At 69.4% G+C, this 20,546-nt stretch carries 19 protein-coding genes and 1 pseudogene; 6 read left to right on the top strand and 14 right to left on the bottom strand.

Annotated features, from left to right (window positions below; translation table 11 throughout):
• Positions 1-148: 148 nt before the first annotated feature.
• Positions 149-622, bottom strand: coding sequence for a MarR family winged helix-turn-helix transcriptional regulator (locus tag ACGFZA_RS22065; RefSeq protein ID WP_393681262.1), 474 nt, complete (start codon positions 620-622; stop codon positions 149-151).
• An 84-nt stretch (positions 623-706) separates the two neighbouring features.
• Between ACGFZA_RS22065 and ACGFZA_RS22060 the strand changes: the two genes are divergently transcribed.
• A complete protein-coding gene (locus ACGFZA_RS22060; protein WP_393681260.1) occupies positions 707-1,600 on the top strand; it encodes an alpha/beta fold hydrolase in 894 nt (297 codons plus the stop codon).
• A 39-nt stretch (positions 1,601-1,639) separates the two neighbouring features.
• Here the strand turns inward: ACGFZA_RS22060 and ACGFZA_RS22055 are convergent, their stop codons facing one another.
• From ACGFZA_RS22055 to ACGFZA_RS22015, 9 genes are all read right to left on the bottom strand, one after another.
• Entirely contained in the window at positions 1,640-3,172 is a 1,533-nt protein-coding gene (locus ACGFZA_RS22055; RefSeq protein WP_393681258.1) for a carboxylesterase/lipase family protein, read from the bottom strand.
• Positions 3,173-3,283: 111 nt separating this feature from the next.
• Complete coding sequence (locus ACGFZA_RS22050) at positions 3,284-4,453, bottom strand: aldose epimerase family protein (RefSeq protein WP_385273617.1); 1,170 nt, start codon at positions 4,451-4,453, stop codon at positions 3,284-3,286.
• A gap of 25 nt (positions 4,454-4,478) precedes the next feature.
• Positions 4,479-5,714, bottom strand: coding sequence for a multiple monosaccharide ABC transporter permease (mmsB, locus tag ACGFZA_RS22045; RefSeq protein ID WP_385273620.1), 1,236 nt, complete (start codon positions 5,712-5,714; stop codon positions 4,479-4,481).
• Positions 5,715-5,719: 5 nt separating this feature from the next.
• Entirely contained in the window at positions 5,720-7,291 is a 1,572-nt protein-coding gene (mmsA, locus tag ACGFZA_RS22040; protein ID WP_385273623.1) for a multiple monosaccharide ABC transporter ATP-binding protein, read from the bottom strand.
• A complete protein-coding gene (chvE, locus tag ACGFZA_RS22035; protein ID WP_385273626.1) occupies positions 7,288-8,421 on the bottom strand; it encodes a multiple monosaccharide ABC transporter substrate-binding protein in 1,134 nt (377 codons plus the stop codon). Before chvE ends, mmsA begins: the two co-directional genes overlap by 4 nt.
• 460 nt (positions 8,422-8,881) lie before the next feature.
• Complete coding sequence (locus tag ACGFZA_RS22030) at positions 8,882-9,151, bottom strand: hypothetical protein (protein ID WP_385273629.1); 270 nt, start codon at positions 9,149-9,151, stop codon at positions 8,882-8,884.
• 35 nt (positions 9,152-9,186) lie between these two features.
• Entirely contained in the window at positions 9,187-9,606 is a 420-nt protein-coding gene (locus tag ACGFZA_RS22025; RefSeq protein WP_393681363.1) for a MarR family winged helix-turn-helix transcriptional regulator, read from the bottom strand.
• Between the two features lie 164 nt (positions 9,607-9,770).
• Complete coding sequence (adhP, locus tag ACGFZA_RS22020; RefSeq protein WP_393681254.1) at positions 9,771-10,796, bottom strand: alcohol dehydrogenase AdhP; 1,026 nt, start codon at positions 10,794-10,796, stop codon at positions 9,771-9,773.
• A 125-nt stretch (positions 10,797-10,921) separates the two neighbouring features.
• A complete protein-coding gene (locus tag ACGFZA_RS22015) occupies positions 10,922-11,473 on the bottom strand; it encodes a GH25 family lysozyme (RefSeq protein WP_385273636.1) in 552 nt (183 codons plus the stop codon).
• Between the two features lie 175 nt (positions 11,474-11,648).
• Between ACGFZA_RS22015 and ACGFZA_RS22010 the strand changes: the two are divergent.
• Positions 11,649-12,323: pseudogene (locus ACGFZA_RS22010) on the top strand (NADPH-dependent F420 reductase); the annotation flags it as partial.
• 58 nt (positions 12,324-12,381) lie between these two features.
• Here the strand turns inward: ACGFZA_RS22010 and ACGFZA_RS22005 are convergent.
• Entirely contained in the window at positions 12,382-13,254 is an 873-nt protein-coding gene (locus tag ACGFZA_RS22005) for an oxidoreductase (RefSeq protein ID WP_393681252.1), read from the bottom strand.
• A gap of 115 nt (positions 13,255-13,369) precedes the next feature.
• Between ACGFZA_RS22005 and ACGFZA_RS22000 the strand changes: the two genes are divergently transcribed.
• The gene (locus ACGFZA_RS22000; protein WP_393681250.1) at positions 13,370-14,269 is read left to right on the top strand and encodes a LysR family transcriptional regulator; all 900 of its coding nucleotides are present in this window, start codon (positions 13,370-13,372) and stop codon (positions 14,267-14,269) included.
• A 25-nt stretch (positions 14,270-14,294) separates the two neighbouring features.
• On the opposite strand, the gene ACGFZA_RS21995 is transcribed toward ACGFZA_RS22000, so the two are convergent.
• Positions 14,295-14,888, bottom strand: a complete 594-nt coding sequence (locus ACGFZA_RS21995) for a TetR/AcrR family transcriptional regulator (protein WP_393681248.1) — start codon at positions 14,886-14,888, stop codon at positions 14,295-14,297.
• An 89-nt stretch (positions 14,889-14,977) separates the two neighbouring features.
• On the opposite strand from ACGFZA_RS21995, the gene ACGFZA_RS21990 reads away from it, so the two are divergent.
• On the top strand, positions 14,978-15,922 hold the full coding sequence (locus ACGFZA_RS21990; RefSeq protein WP_393681246.1) for an alpha/beta fold hydrolase: 945 nt from the start codon (positions 14,978-14,980) through the stop codon (positions 15,920-15,922).
• Between the two features lie 47 nt (positions 15,923-15,969).
• Here the strand turns inward: ACGFZA_RS21990 and ACGFZA_RS21985 are convergent, their stop codons facing one another.
• On the bottom strand, positions 15,970-17,331 hold the full coding sequence (locus ACGFZA_RS21985) for a radical SAM protein (RefSeq protein ID WP_385273648.1): 1,362 nt from the start codon (positions 17,329-17,331) through the stop codon (positions 15,970-15,972).
• Between the two features lie 226 nt (positions 17,332-17,557).
• On the opposite strand from ACGFZA_RS21985, the gene ACGFZA_RS21980 reads away from it, so the two are divergent.
• Positions 17,558-18,082 (top strand): SRPBCC family protein, encoded by a 525-nt coding sequence (locus ACGFZA_RS21980; protein ID WP_385273651.1) that lies wholly within the window; start codon positions 17,558-17,560, stop codon positions 18,080-18,082.
• 41 nt (positions 18,083-18,123) lie between these two features.
• Here the strand turns inward: ACGFZA_RS21980 and ACGFZA_RS21975 are convergent, their stop codons facing one another.
• Complete coding sequence (locus ACGFZA_RS21975; protein ID WP_393681243.1) at positions 18,124-18,969, bottom strand: pentapeptide repeat-containing protein; 846 nt, start codon at positions 18,967-18,969, stop codon at positions 18,124-18,126.
• Positions 18,970-19,168: 199 nt separating this feature from the next.
• On the opposite strand from ACGFZA_RS21975, the gene ACGFZA_RS21970 reads away from it, so the two are divergent.
• Positions 19,169-20,539, top strand: a complete 1,371-nt coding sequence (locus tag ACGFZA_RS21970) for an FAD-binding oxidoreductase (protein WP_385274012.1) — start codon at positions 19,169-19,171, stop codon at positions 20,537-20,539.
• Positions 20,540-20,546 lie beyond the last annotated feature (7 nt).

Genomic DNA, 20,546 nt, shown 5'->3' with positions numbered 1-20,546 from the left:
GCCCGGTGCACGTTCGCGTCAGACCGGCCACGACCTGAAACAGGCACGCCCGGACGCGCACCTCCACGGAGACGACCCCTTGTCCGGACGGGCCTTCAATTCGAGGAGCTGGGCGGCGAGTCGGGGCGGGGCTGCCGGGAAGTGCCTGCTACACGTCCGGACCGCGCGCGATCCAGCCCGGCGAATCGAGCCGGATCACGCGATCACCGACGAGCGATCTGAGCGCCTCCTCGACGGTCGCGAGGGAAGCCGCACCCACCTGCTCCTCCCACTGCCCGCGCATCTCGTCGAAGATCGCTTCACCCTGCCGCAACAGGGCAAGTCCACGCTCGGTGACGTGCAGCCGCGTGCGGCGACCGTCGGCCGGGTCGGGCCGGCGCGCCACGTACGTGCGCTCTTCCAGCGTCGCGACCGTCTTCGCGGCCGCCTGCCTCGTCACCGACATCCTGCGGGCGAGTTCGGAGACGCTGTCGGCGCCGGACAGGATCGAGTGGAGCGCGAAGTCGTGCACCGACCGCACATCCTCGTACCCGCGCTCGGAGAGCTCCGCGGTGGCTCGGTCCGCCAATGTGCGGAAGCCGGCGAGCAGGAGCAGCGCGAGATCGGCGCCTGATCTGGACATCCGGTCAGCATACGACCCCTTTGACAAGCGCAACCTGGTTGCCTACCTTGATGCGCAACCAGGTTGCCTATTCGGGAGCTCCTCGTGACCACGACCACACCGTCCGGCGCGACCCTTCCCGGCGTCACGCATCACCTCGCCGACCTCAACGGAACGCAACTGCACTACGTCTCCGCGGGCACCCATGGTTCTCCGGTCCTGCTGGTGCACGGCTGGCCGGAGACCTGGTGGGCGTTCCGGAAGCTGATTCCGCTGCTCGCGCGGACCCACCGGGTCTTCACTCTCGACCTCCGAGGCTTCGGCGACTCCAGCAACGCCGACACGGAGTACGGCGAGGTGGTCTCGGCCGAGGACCTGCACCATCTCGTCGGGCACATCGGAGCGGGCCCCGTCCACATCCTCTGCCAGGACGTCAGCGGCGGCGCGGGCTTCCGCTTCGCGGCGACGCACCCCGAGGACGTTCTCAGCTTCACCGGAGTCGAGACGGCCCTGGCCGGTTTCGGATTCGAGGATCTGGCCGACGTGAACAAGCACGGCTCATGGCACGTCGGATTTCTCGGCACTCCGGGCATTCCCGGAATGCTTTTGCCCGGCCATGAGCGTGAACTCCTGACCGACTGGGCGTTCCCTCTGATGAACGGGACCGAGGGGTCCATCCGTGAGACCGACGTCGACGAATTCGTTCGGACCTACGCACGTCCGAACGCCTGGCGGGGAACGGAAGGCCTCTACCGAGGCCTCTTCGCCGACCGGGGCGCCATCAAGGCCCTGGCCGCATCACACCCGATCGCCGTCCCCGTCCTCACCGTCGAAGGTGCCCGCCATCGCCGGATCACCGAAATGACTCTTCGCCAGGTGACCGTCGGCGAGGTCACCGCCGTGCACCTCGAGGGAGTCGGCCACCTCATCGCGCAGGAAGCCCCTGAAGCCCTCGCGGCCGCAATCCTGGAGTTCACCGGAAGGGTCGACCACAACTGATCGGTCCGGCCACGTCGCGCGGCCCGATGCGCCGGCGCGTCAGGGCTGTTCGGGTCGGTAGGTGTACGCGCTCCACAGGGCGCGCAGCTCCTCCGCGTCCTGCCAGAAGTCGGGGCCCGCACCAGGGTCCGCCGTTCCCCAGACCTTGATGGCGTGCGGTGGGACACCACCGGCCGGCTCCCACCCCGGATCGCCCGTGGCCGCGAATCCGGCCCACGCCGCGACCATCCGGTCGGAGAGACGGTGATCCGCCGGCGTCGGCGGACCACCGATCAGGAAGTGGACGCACTCCTCTGCCAGGTTCCCGAAGGCGAAGGGCACGTCCGCGCAGTGCCAGGCATACACCCGCGGGCCGGATCCGCCCCGCTGCCGGACGAAACGCGACCGGAAGGTACGCCCCCCGGTCCGCGCGTGGGCGACGGCGAGCCGGTTGCTGTACTCGCCGAACGACAGATCGCCGTACACCGCCAGGTGGACATCGCGCACCGTCGCCTCGGGAACGAGGCGGCGATAGCCCGACGTAAGGGAGGCCGGAAGCCCGAAGTCCGCCGCGAAACGGGCCAGTTCCTCCTCGGAGTCGACCTCGGCGCAGCTGCCGACGGCACCCATCAGCCGGTACTCCTGGGTGGTGTGGCAGACGAGGAGGTCGATGTCCGGGGCGGCACCGGCCGCGATGAGTTCCAGCGGGTCGGCGCGCAGCACGTGCCCGTCGGCGACCGGACCGTAGATGACGGGGTCCCAGGACAGGCGCCCGGAGAACGTGTCCTGCCGGAGTCCTTCGACGACCGTGTCGGACGCCCGCAGCAGCGCGTGCGGGGACACCGTCGCCAGCCCGGCGGGTGTCGGGGCGATCCCCGCCTCGGCGGCCACCTTCCGCATGAGCTGCTCGGCGAGCTCCGGTGCGAAGACGGGGCCGACCGCGCTGTGCGCGATCGCCCGCCGGAACAGCCCGCGCGCCCCGTCCATCGTCATCAGACAGGCCACCGATGTCGCCCCGGCGGACTGACCGGCCACGGTGACGTTGTCCGGCGCCCCGCCGAAGGAGGCGATGTTGTCGCGTACCCACTCCAGCGCGGCGATCTGGTCGAGCAGCCCCCGGTTCGGCGGGCAGGCGTCCCCGTCCTCCGCCGGGACATGGCCGAAGCCCTCGAACCCCACGCGGTAGTTGAAGGTGACCACCACGAGCCCGGCCCGGGCGAGCGCAGCACCGTCGAAGTCCGGCTGGGCGCTCGATCCGAAGGTGTAGGCCCCGCCGTGGATCCACACCAGCACCGGCAGGAGGTGGCTCCCGGCCCCGCTCCCACGGGCGGGGGTCCAGACGTTGAGACCGAGAACGTCCTCGTCACCCGGCGACCACCGCGGTGCGCCCGGCAGCTCGGCCGACTGCGGTGCGACGGGGCCGAACTCCACGCAGTCGCGGACGCCTTCCCACGCGCGGCGCGGACGCGGCGCGCGGAACCGGTCGGCGCCGAACGGCGGTTCCGCGTACGGAACACCGAGGACCGCGGTGATCCCGCGGTCCGGTGCGCGTCCGCGCACCGGACCGCTCACCGTGTCGAAAACACTTGTCAAGGCTGCTCTGCCGTCCTTCGGTACCCCGCCCCTGCCGGGCGGCACGAAGATCAGACTGTCAGAGCGACCGAGCGCGGCGCCAACGAATTGGCCGTCACGGCGCGGGGTGCGTCACCGGGTGGAGAACGCGTGGACGGTCGTCGTCCGGTAGGTCCTGCCGGGACGCAGCACGGTGGTGGGGAACGACGGCTGGTTGGGTGAGTCGGGGAAGTGCTGGGCCTCCAGGCAGAAGGCGTCGCCCTGCCGGTAGAGGCGCCCGGACGTCCCGGTGAGGGTGCCGTCGAGGAAGTTTCCGGTGTAGAGCTGCATTCCGGGTTCGGTGGTGTACATCTTCATGACCCGGCCGGATTCGGGGTGGGTGACGGTGAGCGCGTACTCCGGCCGGGGCGTGAGCCCCTTGTCCAGTACGTAGTTGTGGTCGATTCCCTGAGCAATCACGGTCTGCCCGTGAGGGGTACGGGCCTGCGGGCCGATGCTTCTGGCGCGGCGGAAGTCGAAGGGGGTGCGGGCGACGGGGGCGAGTTCGCCGGTCGGGATGAGCGTGGCGCCGACCGGGGTGTAGCGGGCGGCGGCCATCTCCAGCAGATGGCCGTCGATCGTGCCGCTCCCCTCCCCCGCCAGGTTGAAGTAGGTGTGGCTCGTGAGGTTGAGGACGGTCGGCCGGTCGGTCGTGGCCTCGTAGTCGATGCGCCAGGCGCCCTGCGGAGTGAGGGTGTAGGTGACACGGACGGCCAGGGCGCCGGGGTAGCCGGCCTCGCCGTCCGGGCTGGTCCGGGTGAGGACCAGGCCCGTGTCGGCGCCCCGGGTGAACGGCTGGACGTCCCAGATCCGTTTGTCGAATCCGCGGTCTCCGCCGTGCAGGCTGTTCGGGCCGTCGTTGACGGGGAGCTGGTAGGTGGCGCCGTCGAGGGTGAACCGTCCGTCGGCGATGCGGTTGCCGTAGCGGCCGATCAGTCCGCCGAAGTAGGGCGACTTGGCGACGTAGTCGTCGAGGTTGTCGAAGCCGAGGGCGACGTTGGTGGCCCTGCCGTGGCGGTCGGCGGTCTCCAGGGAGTGGATGATGCCGCCGTAGGAGAGGACCCCCAGCGTGGTTCCACCGTTGCTCAGGGTCCAGCGGTACACCGCTGTGCCGTCGGCGAGACGGCCGAAGAGGTCCTTGGCGGGAGTGCTGCCGGATGCGCTGCGACGGCCTTCTGCCGCGCGGGCGGTTCCCGCGACGGTGGCGGTGACGCCTGCGGCGGCCGCGGCGGTCAGCACGGTGCGTCTGGTGGTGCTGGGCATGGGTGACTCCTTGACGGGGAGGGAGTTACGAGCCGACCTTGCGTTTGTTGTAGACGTCGAAGCCGACGGCGGCGAGCAGCACCAGTCCCTTGATGACCTGCTGGTAGTCGGTACCGATCCCTACGAGCGACATCCCGTTGTTGAGTACGCCGAGCACGAGGCCGCCGATGATGGCGCCGAATACGGTGCCGACTCCGCCGCTCATGGAGGCCCCGCCGATGAAGGCGGCGGCGATGGCCTCCAGTTCGAAGTTGGTTCCGGCCTGGGGTACGCCGGCGTTGAGGCGGGCCGCGTAGACGATGCCGGCGAGCGCTGCCAGGACGCCCATGTTCACGAAGACGAGGAACGTGACGCGCTGGTCCTTGACGCCGGAGAGTTTCGCCGCGGCGCGGTTGCCGCCGAGCGCGTACACATGACGGCCGATGATCGCGTTGCGCATGACGTAGCCGAAGCCGATGAGCAGAACGGCGAGCAGAAGGAGTACGACGGGGACGCCGCGGTAGCTGGCCAGGGTCATGGTGAAGGCGAGTACGGCCGCGGCCATGGCCACGCACTTGGCGAGGAAGATGTTCCTGGGCAGGACGTCGAGCTCGTAGCGCTGCTGACGGCGGCGGTCACGGACCTCCTGGAGGAGGGCGAAGGCCAGCAGCGCGCATCCCATGAGGAGGGTCAGGTTGTGGTAGTTGGTCTCGGGCCCGATCTCCGGGAGGTATCCGGTGGAGATCTTCTGGAAGCCCTCGGGGAACGGGCCGAGCGAGCGGCTGCCGAGGAGGATCTGCGTACCGCCGCGGAAGAGCAGCATTCCGGCCAGCGTGACGATGAACGAGGGGATGCCGACGTACGCGATCCAGAAGCCCTGCCAGGCGCCGGCGACCGCTCCGACGATGAGTGAGAGCACGAGGGCGAGGACCCAGGGCATGTCGTGCTGGACCATCATGACCGCCGCGGCGGCCGAGACGAAGGCGGCCAGTGAGCCGACGGAGAGGTCGATGTGCCCGGCGATGATGACGATCATCATCCCGATGGCGAGAACCAGGATGTAACTGTTCTGGAGGACGAGGTTGGTGACGTTGTTCGGCTTGAGCAGGACTCCGTCGGTCCATATCTCGAAGAGAACGACGATCAGCCCGAGGGCGATGAGCATCCCGTACTGGCGCATGTTGCGGCGAGCCGCGTCCAGGAGGAGGCTGCCGGTCGTCGGGGGCGCGGCCAGGGCTGCCTTGCCGGTGCGCTGGGGAGTGTCGGTGGGTGCCTGGGGCATTCCTGCTACCTCTTGTCGCTGGTCATATGGCGCATCAGGACCTCCTGGGTGGCCTGTGCGCGCGGGACTTCGCCGGTGAGCCGGCCGGCGGCCATGGTGTAGATGCGGTCGCACATGCCGAGCAGCTCGGGAAGTTCGGAGGAGATGAGCACGACGGCCTTGCCCTGGGCGGCCAGCCGGTCGATAACGGAGTAGATCTCGTACTTCGCGCCGACATCGATCCCGCGGGTCGGCTCGTCCAGGATGAGGACGTCGGGACCGGCGAAGATCCATTTGCCGAGGACGACCTTCTGCTGGTTGCCGCCCGAGAGGCGTCCCACCTGCTCGAAGACCGTGGGAGTCTTGATGTTCATGGAGGTGCGGTACGACTCGGCGACGCGGGTCTCCTCGTGCTCGTCGACGATGCCGTGCCGTGACACCTTGTCCAGCGCACCGAGGCTGATGTTGCGGCCGATGGTGTCGATGAGGTTGAGGCCGTACTGCTTGCGGTCCTCCGTGACGTAGGCGATCTTGTGGCCGACCGCCTCGGAGACGGTGCGGGTCCGGATCTCCTTGCCGTCCTTGAGTACCGTTCCGCTGATGTTGCGGCCGTAGCTGCGGCCGAAGACGCTCATGGCGAGTTCGGTCCGGCCGGCGCCCATCAGCCCGGCGATGCCGACGATCTCGCCGCGCCGGGCCAGGACGGAGACGCGGTCGACGACCTTGCGGTGCTGGTCGATGGGGTGGTGGACGGTCCAGTCGCGGATCTCCAGGGCCGGGTGGGCTCCCGGGTCGCCTTCGTACGGGGTGCGTTCGGGGAAACGGTGGTCGAGGTCGCGGCCGACCATGCCGCGGATGATGCGGTCCTCGGTGGTGGATCCGGCGCCGACGTCGAGGGTTTCCACGGTCCGGCCGTCGCGCAGGACGGTGACGGAGTCGGCGACCGCGGTGATCTCGCCGAGCTTGTGCGAGATGATGATCGACGAGATGCCCTGGCTCTTCAGCTCCTTGATGAGCGTGAGGAGTTTGGCGCTGTCCTCGTCGTTGAGGGCGGCGGTCGGCTCGTCCAGGATGAGCAGTTCGACCTTCTTGGAGAGTGCCTTGGCGATCTCGACGAGCTGCTGCTTTCCGACGCCGATGTCCGCGACCCTGGTCTGCGGGTGTTCCCGCAGGCCGACCCGGTCGAGGAGCACGGCCGCGTGGCGCAGGGTCTCGTTCCAGCTGATGAAGCCACGTGTGGCGTGTTCGTTGCCGAGGAAGATGTTCTCGGCGATGGAGAGGTACGGCACCAGGGCGAGCTCCTGGTGAATGATCACGATGCCCCGGGCCTCGCTGGCCCGGATGTCCCTGAAGGCGCAGCTCTCGCCCCTGAACCGGATCTCGCCGTCGTAACTGCCGTGCGGATGTACTCCGCTGAGGACCTTCATCAGGGTCGACTTGCCGGCGCCGTTCTCCCCGCAGATGGCGTGCACCTCGCCCTGGGCCACGGTCAGGGAGACGTCGGAGAGCGCCTTCACGCCGGGAAACGTCTTGACGATGGACCGCATCTCCAGGACGGGCACGGCGGCGGCCACCCGGGCCTCCGTCGGAGCCTTCATCGGAGGTCGCTCTCCTTGATGTAGCCGGAATCGACCAGCTCGGCGCGGTAGTTGGACTTGTCGACGCTCACCGGGTCGAGCAGGAAGGACGGGACGACCTTCTTCTCGTTGTCGTACGTCGTGGTGTCGTTGACCTCGGGCTTCTTGTCGTTCAGTACGGCGTCAGCCATCTGGACCGCTTGTTTGGCGAGGGCACGGGTGTCCTTGTAGACGGTCTGCGTCTGCTGGCCCGCCATGATCGACTTGACCGAGGCCACCTCGGCGTCCTGGCCGGTGACGACGGGGTACGGCTTGGAGCCGGTGCCGTAGCCGTCCGACTTCAGGGCCGAGATGATGCCGATCGAGATACCGTCGTAGGGAGAGAGCACCGCGTCGACCCCGGCCGAGGAGTAGGCGCTGGTGAGGAGGTCGTCCATGCGCTTCTGGGCGGTGCCGCCGTCCCAGCGGAGCGTGGTGATCTGGTCCAGCTTCGTCTGCTTGCTCCGCACGACCAGCTGCTTCTTGTCGATGTACGGCTTGAGCGTCTTCCAGGCGCCCTGGAAGAAGTAGCGCGTGTTGTTGTCGTCCGGGGATCCGGCGAACAGCTCGATGTTGAACGGGCCCTTCTCGGCCCCCGACTTCAGTCCGAGCTTGTCGAGGATGTAGCCGGCCTGGAGCTCGCCGACCTTCTCGTTGTCGAAGGAGGCGTAGTAGTCGACGTCAGGGCTGCCGAGGATGAGCCGGTCGTACGAGATGACCCTGATGCCCTGCTCCCCCGCCTGGTGGAGCACATCGCTGAGGGCGCGGCCGTCGATGGCGGCGATCACGAGGACGTCCACGCCCTTGGTGATCATGTTCTCGACCTGGGAGACCTGCTGGTCGACGTCGTCCTCGCCGTACTGCAGATCCGTCTTGTATCCGAGCTTCTCGAACTCGGCGGCCATGTTCTTGCCGTCGGCTATCCAGCGCTCAGACGACTTGGTCGGCATGGCGATCCCGATGGTCGAGCCCTTGCCGCCCGTCTTCTTGTCCTTGCTGCCGCCTTCGCTGCTCTGCCCGCAGGCGGCGAGTGTCAGGGAGAGGGCGAGTGCGGTGAGGACCGTTGCGGTCCGGGCGACGCGCGGGGTGGACGCGGTTCGTGGTGTGCGCATGGTCGGTCCTCCGGGTGCGAGGGGAGCGGCGGGGCGGGCCGCGATGCCCTCATCAATGGTTCGGTATATCGGACATGGTTCGATGTGCACGACGGGTGAAGACACTCGAAGACCTGCCACCTGCGGACATCCCCCTCGCACGACAAGGCGGTTGCGCCTCGTCGTTCGAAATTTCGTCATGCGTTCGAAATGTGGGCGTGACGGTAGTGAGAGAGCGGGGAGACTGTCAATGGGTCACGCAGGCGCCACCGGCAACTCGCCCCGGCAGGAGGTGGTTTCGGCCGCCGCGCACCACCATTTCGCGTCCGTCCCGGACAGAGCGACCGACAGCCGCCGCCGGGCGCGGAACCGGGCCCTCTCCGAACACGCCGGCGTCTCGCATCACCCCGCCGCGCGCATGTCCGCCCCGCTCGGCACTGCCGCTTCGCACCGCGAGCGGGCCACTGCGACGTGGCGGAGGTCAGCGGGCCTGGCCGATCGCGCTGCGGAGCATGGCCACCGTGGTGGCTGCCGCGGCACGTTCCGCTTCGTCGCCCGTGGCGCGCACCCGCTCCTCAAGGAGCACGACGGCCGCCTGGAGCACACCCACCCTCACCGGAACACTCTGCATGGCCGTCAGCACGGCCGCCGCCTGTTCGGCAGGCGTCGCGGTCGCGGCCTGAGGAATGAGGGTGGAGATTCCGCGCCCGAGTGCACGGTCACGAGGCGGCTGAGCCGCGGCAGTGGTCACCGGGAAAGTCTGCCGCACCCGGAGCCGGGAACATGTCAGCGACTTGGCCGCAGGGCCCCGGACCCGCTCCGGAGATGATCGTGAACGCGCGTCAACAGAGCTGCCAACCGGGCGCGTTCGCGCGCGTTCAACGGCGCCAGGATCTCCTCCTGTACGGCCGCGGCGTCGGCCTGGAGCCTGTCGAGCAGCGCTCGGCCCGCCGGGCTGACGGTGACCGTGACACGTCGCCGGTCGGCCACGTCGCGCGCCCGCTCCACCAGTCCGGCCGCCACCAGGTCGTCGATGAGCTTCACCATGTCGCTGCGGTCGATGGTCAGCCGCGCTGCCAGCTGCCGCTGCACATGCGGGCCGAAGTCCACGAGTGCGGCCAGTACCGCCATGTGCCGAAGACGCAGCCCGCGATCCGCCAGCCGATCGGCAAGCCGGCTCCGCGCCGCCTTGCCGGTCCTGGACATGAGGTAGGTGGTGGATCCCAGGAGGCTGGGCGGGGTCTCGTTCTCGTTCACATGTATATCGTAGGCGCACACCTATGGTGGGTGCTCACCCATCAATGCCGGGTGGGGCGACGGGCAGCCGTGCGGATCAGGACGAAGACGGGTCGGCCCGGCGCGGATGGCCGTCAGGCCGTCGGGCCGCTCAGGTCGAAGACGAGGCGGCCCGACACCCTGCCCCGGAGGACCTCGTCGATCGAGCTGTTGATGTCCGCCAGGTCGCGGCTCTCCCGCACCACACGGGTACGCCCGAGGCGGTGCAGCTGGAACACCTCGGCGAGGTCCTGACGGGTGCCGACGATCGAACCGATGATCTTCGTGCCGTTCAGGACGGTGTCGAAGACCGGGATCTCCAGCTTTCCCTCCGCCGGGAGCGCCACCAGAACGAGTGTGCCGCCCCTCCGCAGCGCGCCGTAGGCGGACGCGAACGACTCGTTGCTCACGGCCAGCGAGACGGCCGCGTCGGCACCGCCCAGACGACGTGACTCCTCGGCGACGTCCTGGACCCGCGCGTCGATCACATGGTCGGCGCCCAGCTCCCGGGCGAGGGCCAGCTTCTCGTCGGTCACGTCGACGGCGATGGTCTCCGCGCCGAAGATCCGCGCATACTGCAGGGCGAGATGCCCCAGGCCGCCGATCCCGGAGACGAGGACGCGAGTGCCGGGCCGCGCCCCGGAGAGCTTGACCGCCTTGTACGTGGTGACCCCCGCACACGTCAGGGGCGCCGCGTCGAGCGGGTCGATGCCGTCGGGCACGGGCACGACGTACGTGCCGTGGGCGAGGGCGTACTCGGCGTGGCTGCCGTCGACCGAGTAGCCGCTGTTCTGCTGCGCCAGGCACAGCGTCTCCCAGCCGGAGACACACTGGTCGCAGTGTCCGCACGCTTCACCGAGCCACGGGATGGCCACCCGGTCCCCCACCGCGAGATGGCTGACCTGGTCCCCTGTCCCCTCGATGATGCCGATGCCCTCATGGCCCGGGACGAACGGCGGACTCGGTTTGACCGGCCAGTCCCCCTGGGCCGCGTGGATGTCGGTGTGGCACAGCCCCGAGGCTTCCATGCGGACCAGGACCTGGGGTCCGGCCGGGGTGGGTACCGGCCTGTTCTCGACGACCAGGGGCTCGGTGAAGCTGCGGACAACGGCGGCTCTCATGGACACTCCTCCGCTTCGATGCACACGGCCCGGCCGGCGCGTGACGCGCGCAGCCCGGAGACGCACGGCTCGAAACAGGATATTTCGGATGTCCGTTTCTCGCTCGCTCCGACTCCGCCGGGCTGCTACCCCTGAGCCCAGGTGCGCATGGCCGCTCGCGAGGAGAACGCGGCGACATCCTTGTCGAGCGGACGGTCGGTGTACTGGTGGATGCGCCAGGAAGCCTTGATGCGGGGCTTTCCGGCAGTGACGTAGTCGGCGATCCAGAGGCCGTCCCCGGCGTACGACGTGGTGTCGTGATTCAGCCAGAAGTAGCGGTTGCAGTAGAGCAGGACCTTGTGGTGCGGCCGCAGCCGTTTGACCTCGCGGATGAAGCGGTCCTTCTCGGCATTGCTCGCACGGGTGCCCTCGCCGTTCTCCTCCCAGTCGACGGCCAGCAGCTCGCCCGCCTTTTCCGGCGCCTTGCTCAGGAAGTATTCCGCCTGCGCCGTGATATTCCCCGGCCACAGGAAGTGGTAGAAGCCCACCACGCAATCCGCGTCACGGGCACGTTTTGTCTGGTCGGCCAGCTGCGGGTTGACGTACGAACGGCCCTCGGTGGCCTTGATGAGGACAAAGTCCAGTCCTTCCGTTTCGAAGGACGACTGATAGGCGCTGACGTCGACACCGTGCAGCATGGGTACCGCCTCACACATGGTCCGGGTGATTCCGCTTCCTTCTCTGTTACGTGCCCGCAGCCCGCGGGTCCCATCCGTCCGACGCGCCGCGGATTTCGAGTGGAGCCGCTCGGAATAGCTTCCGTACGGGCGGAGTTGGTGAAAGGAAGGGACTCACCGCACTTATCGCACGCACCATCGAAAGGTCGGATCCATGAAGATCGGCATCATCGGGGCCGGTAATATCGGTGGCAACCTCACCCGGCGCCTCACCTCGCTCGGCCATGAGGTCTCCGTCGCCAACTCCCGTGGTCCGCATACGCTCACCGCACTCGCGGAGGAGACCGGCGCGACCGCCGTCACCGCGGCCGAGGCGGGGCAGGGCGCCGAGGTCGTGGTCGTCACGGTGCCGCTCAAAGCCGTCCCCGCACTGCCCGCCCGCTTCCTCGACGGCGCCGCGCAAGGCGTCACGGTCATCGACACCGGCAACTACTACCCGCAGCGCGACGGCCGGATCGCGGCGATCGAGGACGGCCTGCCGGAGAGCCGGTGGACGCAGGAGCAGATCGGCCACCCCGTCATCAAGGCGTTCAACGGCACGTACGCGCAGGACATCCTCACCAACGGCTCACCCAAGGGCAGCCCGGGCCGCCAGGCGCTGCCGGTGGCCGGGGACGATGCCGCGTCGAAGCAGACGGTCCGTGACCTGATCGACGAGCTGGGCTTCGACACCGTGGACGCCGGCGGGCTCGACGAGTCCTGGCGCCAGCAGCCGGGCACGCCGGTCTACGGCGACCGGGGTGATGTCGCGGCGATCGAGAAGGCTCTGGCCTCGGCGTCCGCCGAGCGGACCGCCGAGTGGCGGGCCTGAGATCCGCTGCGGCGCGGGTGCGACGGGGGGGCGGAGCCCCGTCGCACCCGCGGCGCCGTCAGTCGTCGAAGCCGGTGCCACGGCTGACCTTCTCCCAGGCCAGCACTTCGGTGCGGGAGGCGTCGAGACTCGCGAGGACCGCGTCCGTCGCGTCGTTTCCGAGCGGCAGCCGCAACGGGGTGTCCTGTGCGGCAAGAGCCGTCAGAATGGCGGCTGCCGCCTTGTCCGGGTCGCCCTCCTGCTTGCCGTCGGAGTCCGGCAGGTTGTTGCGGACCGGCCCCACGGTCTCCTCGTAGGCGGGAAGGGCCGCGGACTGCCGGAGCGCGCCGCCGCCGGCGAAACCCGTCCGGAACGATCCGGGCTCGACGATCAGCACCTTGATGCCGTGCGGCGCCACCTCCAGCGCCAGCGCCTCGGACAGACCCTCCAGCGCGAACTTCGTCGCCGAGTATGCGCCGACGCCCGGGAAGCTGAACCGCCCGCCCATACTGCTCATCTGGACCACGGCACCGGAGCCGTTGCGTCGCATGTGCGGCAGCACGGCACGCACCAGCGCGGCCGGCCCGAAGAAGTGCAGGTCCATGAGATCGCGCAGCTCGCGGTCGCTCGTCTCCTCCACGGCCCCGATCAGCCCCATCCCCGCGTTGTTGACGACCACGTCGATCCGGCCGTACCAGAGCACCGTGTCCGCCACGACGTCCGCGATGCGCGCCGTATCGGTGACATCCAGCTCCACGGCGACGGCACGGTCGGGATGTCCGGACACCAGGTCGTCCAGCGCCTCCGGCCTGCGGGCCGTGGCGACGACGGTGTCCCCGGCCGCGAGGGCGGCGGCGGCGATCGCCCGGCCGAATCCGGACGAGGCCCCCGTGATGAGCCAGACCCGGCCCGAAACGTCGTCGCGGACTGCTGCTGCGTGCTCGGCGTTCATGTCCAACTCCATTTTTCCAAGGGGTTGTTGCGGTGATCCAGTTATGTCACTCTGCCGCCGGTCCGGTCCAAGACAAAGACCCTCTGGAGCGATAAACGGGCTTTATGATCGCTGGATGGAGCTGCGTCAGCTGCACTACCTCACCGTGATCGCCGAAGAGGAGAATCTGGGGCGGGCCGCCGGACGGCTGTTCGTCAGCCAGCCGGCCCTCTCGTACGCGCTCAAGAGCCTTGAGACCGAACTCGGCGTGCGCCTCTTCGACCGGCACGCCGGTGGTGTGTCGGCGACGGCAGCGGGACGGGACGTGATCGCCGAGGCTCTGCTCACGGTGCGTCAGTCCGAGCGGGTGACGGCCGCCGCAGAGCGGCACGCGCGCGGCGACACGGGAGTGCTGCGGGTGGGTTTCGAGGCGAGCGGAGCCGGCGAACTGACCACACGGGCCAGGGCGGAGTTCTCCCGGCGCCACCCCGGGGTGCGGGTGGCTCCCAAGCGCTACGACTGGGGACAGGAGGCCGACGCGCTGCGGGAAGGCCTGACGGACGTCGCCTTCGTCTGGCTGCCCAACGATCTGACCGGTCTCCACAGCGAACTGGTGCACACGGAACCGCGCGTCGTAGGACTTCCCTCCGGACACGCGCTGGCGTCCCGTACAGGCGTGTCGGTGCTCGAGGTCGGGGACGAGCCGCTGCTGTGGACACAGCGGGCACCCCGGGAGTGGGTCGACTGGTGGGCCGTGAACCCACGCCCGGACGGTTCGAGTCCGCGATGGGGGCCGACCAACGACAACGTCGAGGAAATGCTGGAGCAGGTCGCGGAGGGAGCTGCCATCTGCTTCGCCCCGCTGAGCATGGCGCGGTACTACGCGCGGCCCGATCTCTGCTGGGTCCCGCTGACGGACGTGGAACCGCTTCGGGTGGTGCTCGCCTGGGCGGACGGTATGGACAACCCGCTGGTACGGGGCTTCGCCCGCGTGGTGCGGGAACTGGCCGGTGCCCCGGCGCAGATGAAGGAGTGACGTGGCGCGAGCATGAGGGAGGAGCTCACCGGCTGCGGGCCTGCAAGGCATGCGAGAGGGCGCCCATGCTGATGCCGATGACCGTGCGGAGCTGATCCTGGCCTGCCCCGGTCCTGCTGAGCACGGCCAGTGACTGGTTGACCGCCGCGAGGTGGACCGCGAAGTCGTCGGCCTCGCCCTCGGTCAACCGCCCCGCGTTCAGCGCGGTCCGCAGTCGTGCGCGCTGAAGGCCCAGGGCTTCGGCCGCGCGTGCGCCGACGGCGGGACTGAGCGCCGGTGCCGCCATCGCGGTCTGGGCCATCAGGCATCCGTCAGGCACGTCGGGGTCGGCGATGCGCTGCAGGGTGACGTCGAAGAAGGCCCGGACCGCCCGCAGCGGCTCCTCGGACGCACAGGTGAGGGCCTGTTCGTATCTGCTTCCGTACCGCGTGGCGTAGCGGTCCAGGCAGCGCAGGAAGAGCGCGTCCTTGTCGCCGAACGAGGAGTAGAGGGAGCTGCGGTTCAGACCCGTCGCCCCGGAGAGGTCGTCGAGAGACGTGTCGGCGTATCCGGCCCGCCAGAACTGGACCATCGCCGCGTCGAGCACGACGTTCACGTCGAACTGCTTCTTCCCGGCCATCACGCATGCACCTCGTCCCTGTACCAGCCGTTGCGGCTCCGCCCATCCTATCTTGAACTGATCGGTCCAAGATGGGCTAGGCTCTCGCCATGACCGACGAAGCCATGCCCCCGGACCGCTCCTGCGACCAGAACCCGGTGCCCGGTCTGCCGCTGCACGAACTCGCTGGTTTCACCCACCGCTGGGTCGACGCGGAAGGAGTCCGGCTGCACGCTGTGGAAGGGGGCCTGCGGGCCGGTCCCACCGTCGTCCTGCTCGCCGGGTTCCCGCAGACCTGGTGGGCCTGGCGCAAGGTGATGCCCGGTCTCGCCGAACGGTTCCACGTGATCGCGATCGACCTGCCGGGACAGGGCCACTCGGACCGTCCTCAGGGTGGCTACGACACGCACACCGCCGCTTCGCGTGTGCAGGCCGCACTGAGGGCGCTCGATGTGACGGCATACTGGCTCGCCGCCCACGACATCGGGGCCTGGGTCGCCTTCTCGCTGGCCCTGACAGACGACGAGCACCTGCACGGCGTGGCGCTGCTCGACGCCGGAATTCCCGGAATCACCCTTCCGGAATCCATCCCCACGGACCCCGACCGGGCCTGGAAGACCTGGCACTTCGCCTTCCACCTGGTGCCCGGACTGCCCGAGACGCTGCTCACCGGCCGCGAGCGTGACTACGTCGGCTGGTTCCTCACGGCCAAGTCCCTGTCCCCGGACACCTTCGACGACGCCGAGATCGACCACTACGCCGCCGCGCTCGCGGCCGAGGGCGGGCTCCACGCGTCCCTCGCCTACTACCGCGACGCGGCGGAATCGGCGCGCAGGAATCATGACGCCCTCGCACGAGGGCACCTGACCGTCCCGGTGCTGGGAGTCTCCGGCTCCGACGGCTCGGTGCCCGACATGGCCGCCTCCATCGGCCCGTGGGCGGAGAACGTGACCGGTGTCGTCATCCCACGGGCCGGACACTTCATTCCCGACGAACAGCCCGACGCGACGGTGAAGGCGCTGACCGCGTTCATCGATCACGAGCGCGTCGGGTAGTCCGCCACGGCCGGCTCCCCGGCCACCGTCCTGCCTGCTGGGACGGATCAACGGCTCACGACACCAGGGTCTTCCTCACGGGCCGGGAGGCTGTCCATGAAGGAGCTCACGGAGAACACCGCGCGCCCCGGTCCGGGCGGGCCGTAGCCGGGAGGCGAGCTGAGCCCGTACTCCTCCATCGTCGAGCGGTAGGCGTCCAGCAGCCGGATGTGGTACTCCAGCGGCGCACCGTCCGGGTTGGTCCTGCCGAGCGGGGTCGTCGGTTCGGGGCACCAGGTGGTGAAGCGCGGGGTGATGCCGTGCGACATGAAGAACCGCAGTCCTTCGGTGGTGGAGTCGATCGCCTCCTTCACCGTGGTGAAGCCGAACGGCTCGGCCATCTCGACACCCGCGACGAAATTGGGGATGACGTTGCGCGCGCCGAAGACGTCGGCGGAGTCCAGGATGCGGCGGTGCCATTCGTCCCGGCCGACGTAGCGCTCCTTGCCGGGGCAGTAGAGCTCGAACAGCCGGCGGTCCCACACCTCGTAGTTGGGGTGGTAGATCTGCACGCCGTAGTCGTGGAAGCGCTGGACGTCGGGCTTGGGCAGGGCCTGGGCGACGACCTTGCCGATCCAGCGGCCGGGGAAGCGTTCCTCGATGGCCTTGGCGTACTGCCCGTAGAAGTCGGCCTCGTCGCGTCCGCCGATGTGGGAGGTGATGGCGCCGCCGGTCAGGGTGTAGGCCGTGGAGGTCTTCGCCGTGTCGTACCGGTCGATGATGGCCAGTGCCTCCAGGACCTCCTCGACGGGTTTCACTCCGGTGTACGGGCGCCCCGCCGCCTTGTGCTGGCGCCAGTTGTGGTTGATGTCGCAGTACTGGCACTCCTCCTTCGCGCCGAAGTACTGGCAGACCCGGAAGACCGTGAGGTAGACCAGGTATCCCCACTGGATGGTGGGCGCGACCTCCATGACCGACTTGCCGTTGCCGAGGGTGTGGCGGTAGTAGTCCGGCATGGGCGGCAGACCCACGTCGGAGATCCGCCGGCCGTCGAGGTACAGCCCGAGCACACCGTCCTCGTCGGCCGCCACACGGTAGGGCGACCCCGGGTTGACCCGCACGGAGACGACGGTGCGCCGCAGTTCGTACGGACCGCCGGTGAGCACGATCTCCTCGGGCGGCCGGCGCAGCGCTGCCGCACCGAGTTCGGGGAGGGTGCCGTGGTCGAAGGAGAAGATGAAGTACGACTTCGGCTTGACGTCACCGTCCTCGTTGTCGCTGAGCGCGGACTCGTCGAAGGCCACGCCGCCGCGCAGCAGGTCCTCCTTGATGACGGCCTCCCGCGGTACGTGCGGGAACTGCTCCATGAGCCGCTCGATCAGGCGGGTTCGGCTCGTGTCGGTGCTGCCGGGGTCGGTACGGCTGGGCATGTGCGGGCTCCTGGTTCCGGTCGTGGAGGGTGTTCCGGGTACGCCGCCCTGTCCAACGAACCGGAGGGGCCGGGCGTTCGCGCTCCGGACCGCCGGAACGGCCGGAACCCGCCGCCCCGCCGCATGTGACCGGTGAGTAGGGTGTGGGCCCCGGGAGCCCGTCGGCCGTGCGGCCGGTCCGACGCCCCGGTGGTCACCGCAGTCGGCCGCGGAACGGAAGTGCCTCATGCCCCGCACCATGTCCGTGTCCGACAGCATCGTGGTTCTCGCCGAACCCGCTTTCGTCTACGACCGGTTGAGTGACCCGACGGCGATGGGACGCTGGAGTCCGGAGAACAGAGGCGCGAAGGTGCTCGGGGAGCGCCGGGGCGCGTACGTCGGGATGGTCTTCGAGGGCCGGAACAAGCGCGGAGCCATGCGCTGGACGACCCGGTGCACGGTGACCGCGGCCGACCCGGGTGAACGGTTCGCCTTCCGTGTCCACGCCATCGGTGCCAGGCGACCGCTGCTGCCGGGTTCCATCGCCACCTGGGAGTACCGCTTCGAGGCCGTGGACGGAGGCACCAGGGTCACCGAGATCTGGACCGACGACCGCAGGTCCTGGCCGGACTTCCTGGCCAACGCCTTCGACCGGATGGCGACCCGGGGGCACACCTTCGGCGAGTTCCAGCGCGGCAACATCCGCACCACGCTCCAGCGCCTCAAGGCGGCGCTGGAGGCACCGTCGGACGACGGGGCCGGCCGGGCGTGACATGGTGGCGGGCCCGTCACTTCTCCCAGTGCGCGGGCCCGTCACTTCTCCCAGTGCGCGGGGCGGTCGAGCGAGCCGGGAAGCCGGGTGGCCCCATTACCCTTGGCGGCGTTGACCTGGGACTGCGTCAGGAAGAGCGCACCGGTCAGGTCGGCGCCGGACAGGTCCGCGTCCCGGAAGTCGGCGCCGATGAGATCGGCCAGCCGCAGGTCGGCGCCGGAGAGGTCCGCCGCGATGAGGTAGGCACCGCGGAAGTCGGCGCCCCGAAGGTCCGCTCCCCCGAGACGTGCGGCGATCAGGTCCGCTCCGCGGTGGCTGCGCTTCTTCTTGCGGGGCGCGGTGGCGCGCACGAGTTCGCTGGTACGCGCCAGCAGGGCGGCGACCTCGTCCCGGTGCGCCGCCACGTCCAGACCGGCGAAGGCGTCGGCGTCGAGGTGGGTGAGGCGTTCGGTCGCCTCCAGGGTGCGCCGGATCTCGCCGTGGAGGGAGCGGGCGGGTGCCAGGGTCGCCGCCTCCGTGAGGTACCAGAGCAGTTCGTGGAGCTGTCGCACGACGGGGAAGACCTGGAACATCTGCTGGGCGCTCGCCGGCGCCGTACGCCAGTCCCGCCCGCCGAAGGTCTCCCCCGATACCTTCTGGCCCGCGCCGAAGCAGTCGTACACCGTGCAGCCGGCGAAGCCTTCGGTGCGCAGCCGGGTGTGGATGCCGCAGCGGAAGTCGTCCTGGAGGTTGCGGCAGGGCTTGCCTGCGTCCTTGTTGATCGCGAAGTCCGCGGACCGGGTGAGGGTCAGCGCGACACAGCACAGTCCGAAGCAGTTCCCGCAGTCGGCGCGCAGAGCGGCACGGCCGCTGCCCTCGGCGCCGGGGGCTCGTTCGTTGTCGGGCACGGTGCGAGAGGTCCTTTGGTGTGCGTGGTCCATGGGCGGTCGAGCCTACCGACGTTCGGTGTTCCACCCGGCACCGAGGGACCCGTACCGGACGACGGACGCGGCGCCCCACCCCCTTGGGCGGGGACCGCCCACACGGTGGGACGACAGCGCGGACCATAATGATGGGTAATACATCTTTTGGGAGGTGGCCACCATCGTGGCGAACGCACCGGTCGACAGCATTCCGGCCCAACGGGTCCTGACCGATCCGGCGGGCCTGGCCCGGTACCAGCACGACGAGGCCGAGTGGGCTCCGTACGGGACGCCGCTGGCCGTGGTGCGCCCGCAGAACACCGAAGAGGTGCGTGATGTGGTCCGGCACTGCCTCAGCCACCGCATCCCGTTGGTTCCGCGCGGTGCGGGTACGGGTCTTTCCGGAGGCGCGAACGCCGTCGACGGGTCGATCATCCTGTCCTTCGAGGACATGAACGGCATCGTCGGCATCGACCGCGCGGAGCGGCTGGCCGTCGTCCAGCCCGGCGTGGTCAACGACGATCTGCGTGCGGCAAGCGCTGAGCACGGGCTGTGGTACCCGCCGGATCCGGCCAGTTCGCCCTGGTCCACCATCGGCGGGAACGTCGCGACCAACGCCGGGGGCATGTGCTGCGTCAAGTACGGCGTGACACGCGACTACGTGCTGGGACTGGAGGTCGTCAACGGACTCGGCGAGGTCGTCTCGCTCGGGCGCAGGACCGCGAAGGGCGTGGCGGGATACGACCTGGCGGGGCTGATGGTGGGTTCCGAGGGCACGCTCGGGGTGATCACCGAGATCACCGTGCGGCTGCGACCGGCGCGGCTCCAGGAGCGGACCGTGGCGGGGTACTTCTCCTCCGTGGTGGCCGCGGGTGAGGCGGTGAGCGCCGTGACCGCGTCCGGCGTCATCCCTTCCGCGCTCGAACTCGTCGACCGTCACTGCCTGGCCGCGGTCGACGCATGGAAGAAGATGGGCCTCTCCGCGGACGCCGACGTGGTTCTGCTCGGCCGCGTCGACACCCCGGGCGCCGAGGGAGACGCCGAGGCCGAACTGGTCCGCGACTGCTTCGAGCATGCCGGGGCGACCTGGGCCGCGGTCTCCACGGACCAGCAGGAGGCGGACGCGCTGTTCCAGGCCCGGCGGCTGGCCTATCCGGCCCTGGAGCGGCTGGGTCCGGTGCTGACCGAGGACGTCTGTGTGCCGCGGACCGCGGTGCCGGAGATGCTGGCCCGGATCGAACGGACCGCAGCCCGGCACGACGTCCTCATCGCCAACATCGCGCACGCGGGAGACGGCAACCTCCATCCGCTGATCATCACGCCGCCCGGGGACGAAGCCGCGCGCGCCCGCGCCCAGCTGGCCTTCGAGACCATCCTGGACGACGCGATCGCGCTCGGTGGCACGGTCACCGGTGAACACGGGGTGGGGCTGCTGAAGATGCGCGGCATGAACAAGGAACTGGGCCCGGCGGTGCTCGGCATGCACCACGCGGTGAAGGCGGCGCTCGATCCGCACGGCATCCTGAACCCGGGCAAGGTACTCGGGGGCGCCTGACCCGGTT

Origin of the sequence: Streptomyces sp. NPDC048211 (assembly GCF_043202315.1) — a bacterium.
Classification (GTDB): domain Bacteria; phylum Actinomycetota; class Actinomycetes; order Streptomycetales; family Streptomycetaceae; genus Streptomyces.
Note: the sequence above shows the minus strand (reverse complement) of the source record. Positions and strands in the feature narration are given on the sequence as shown.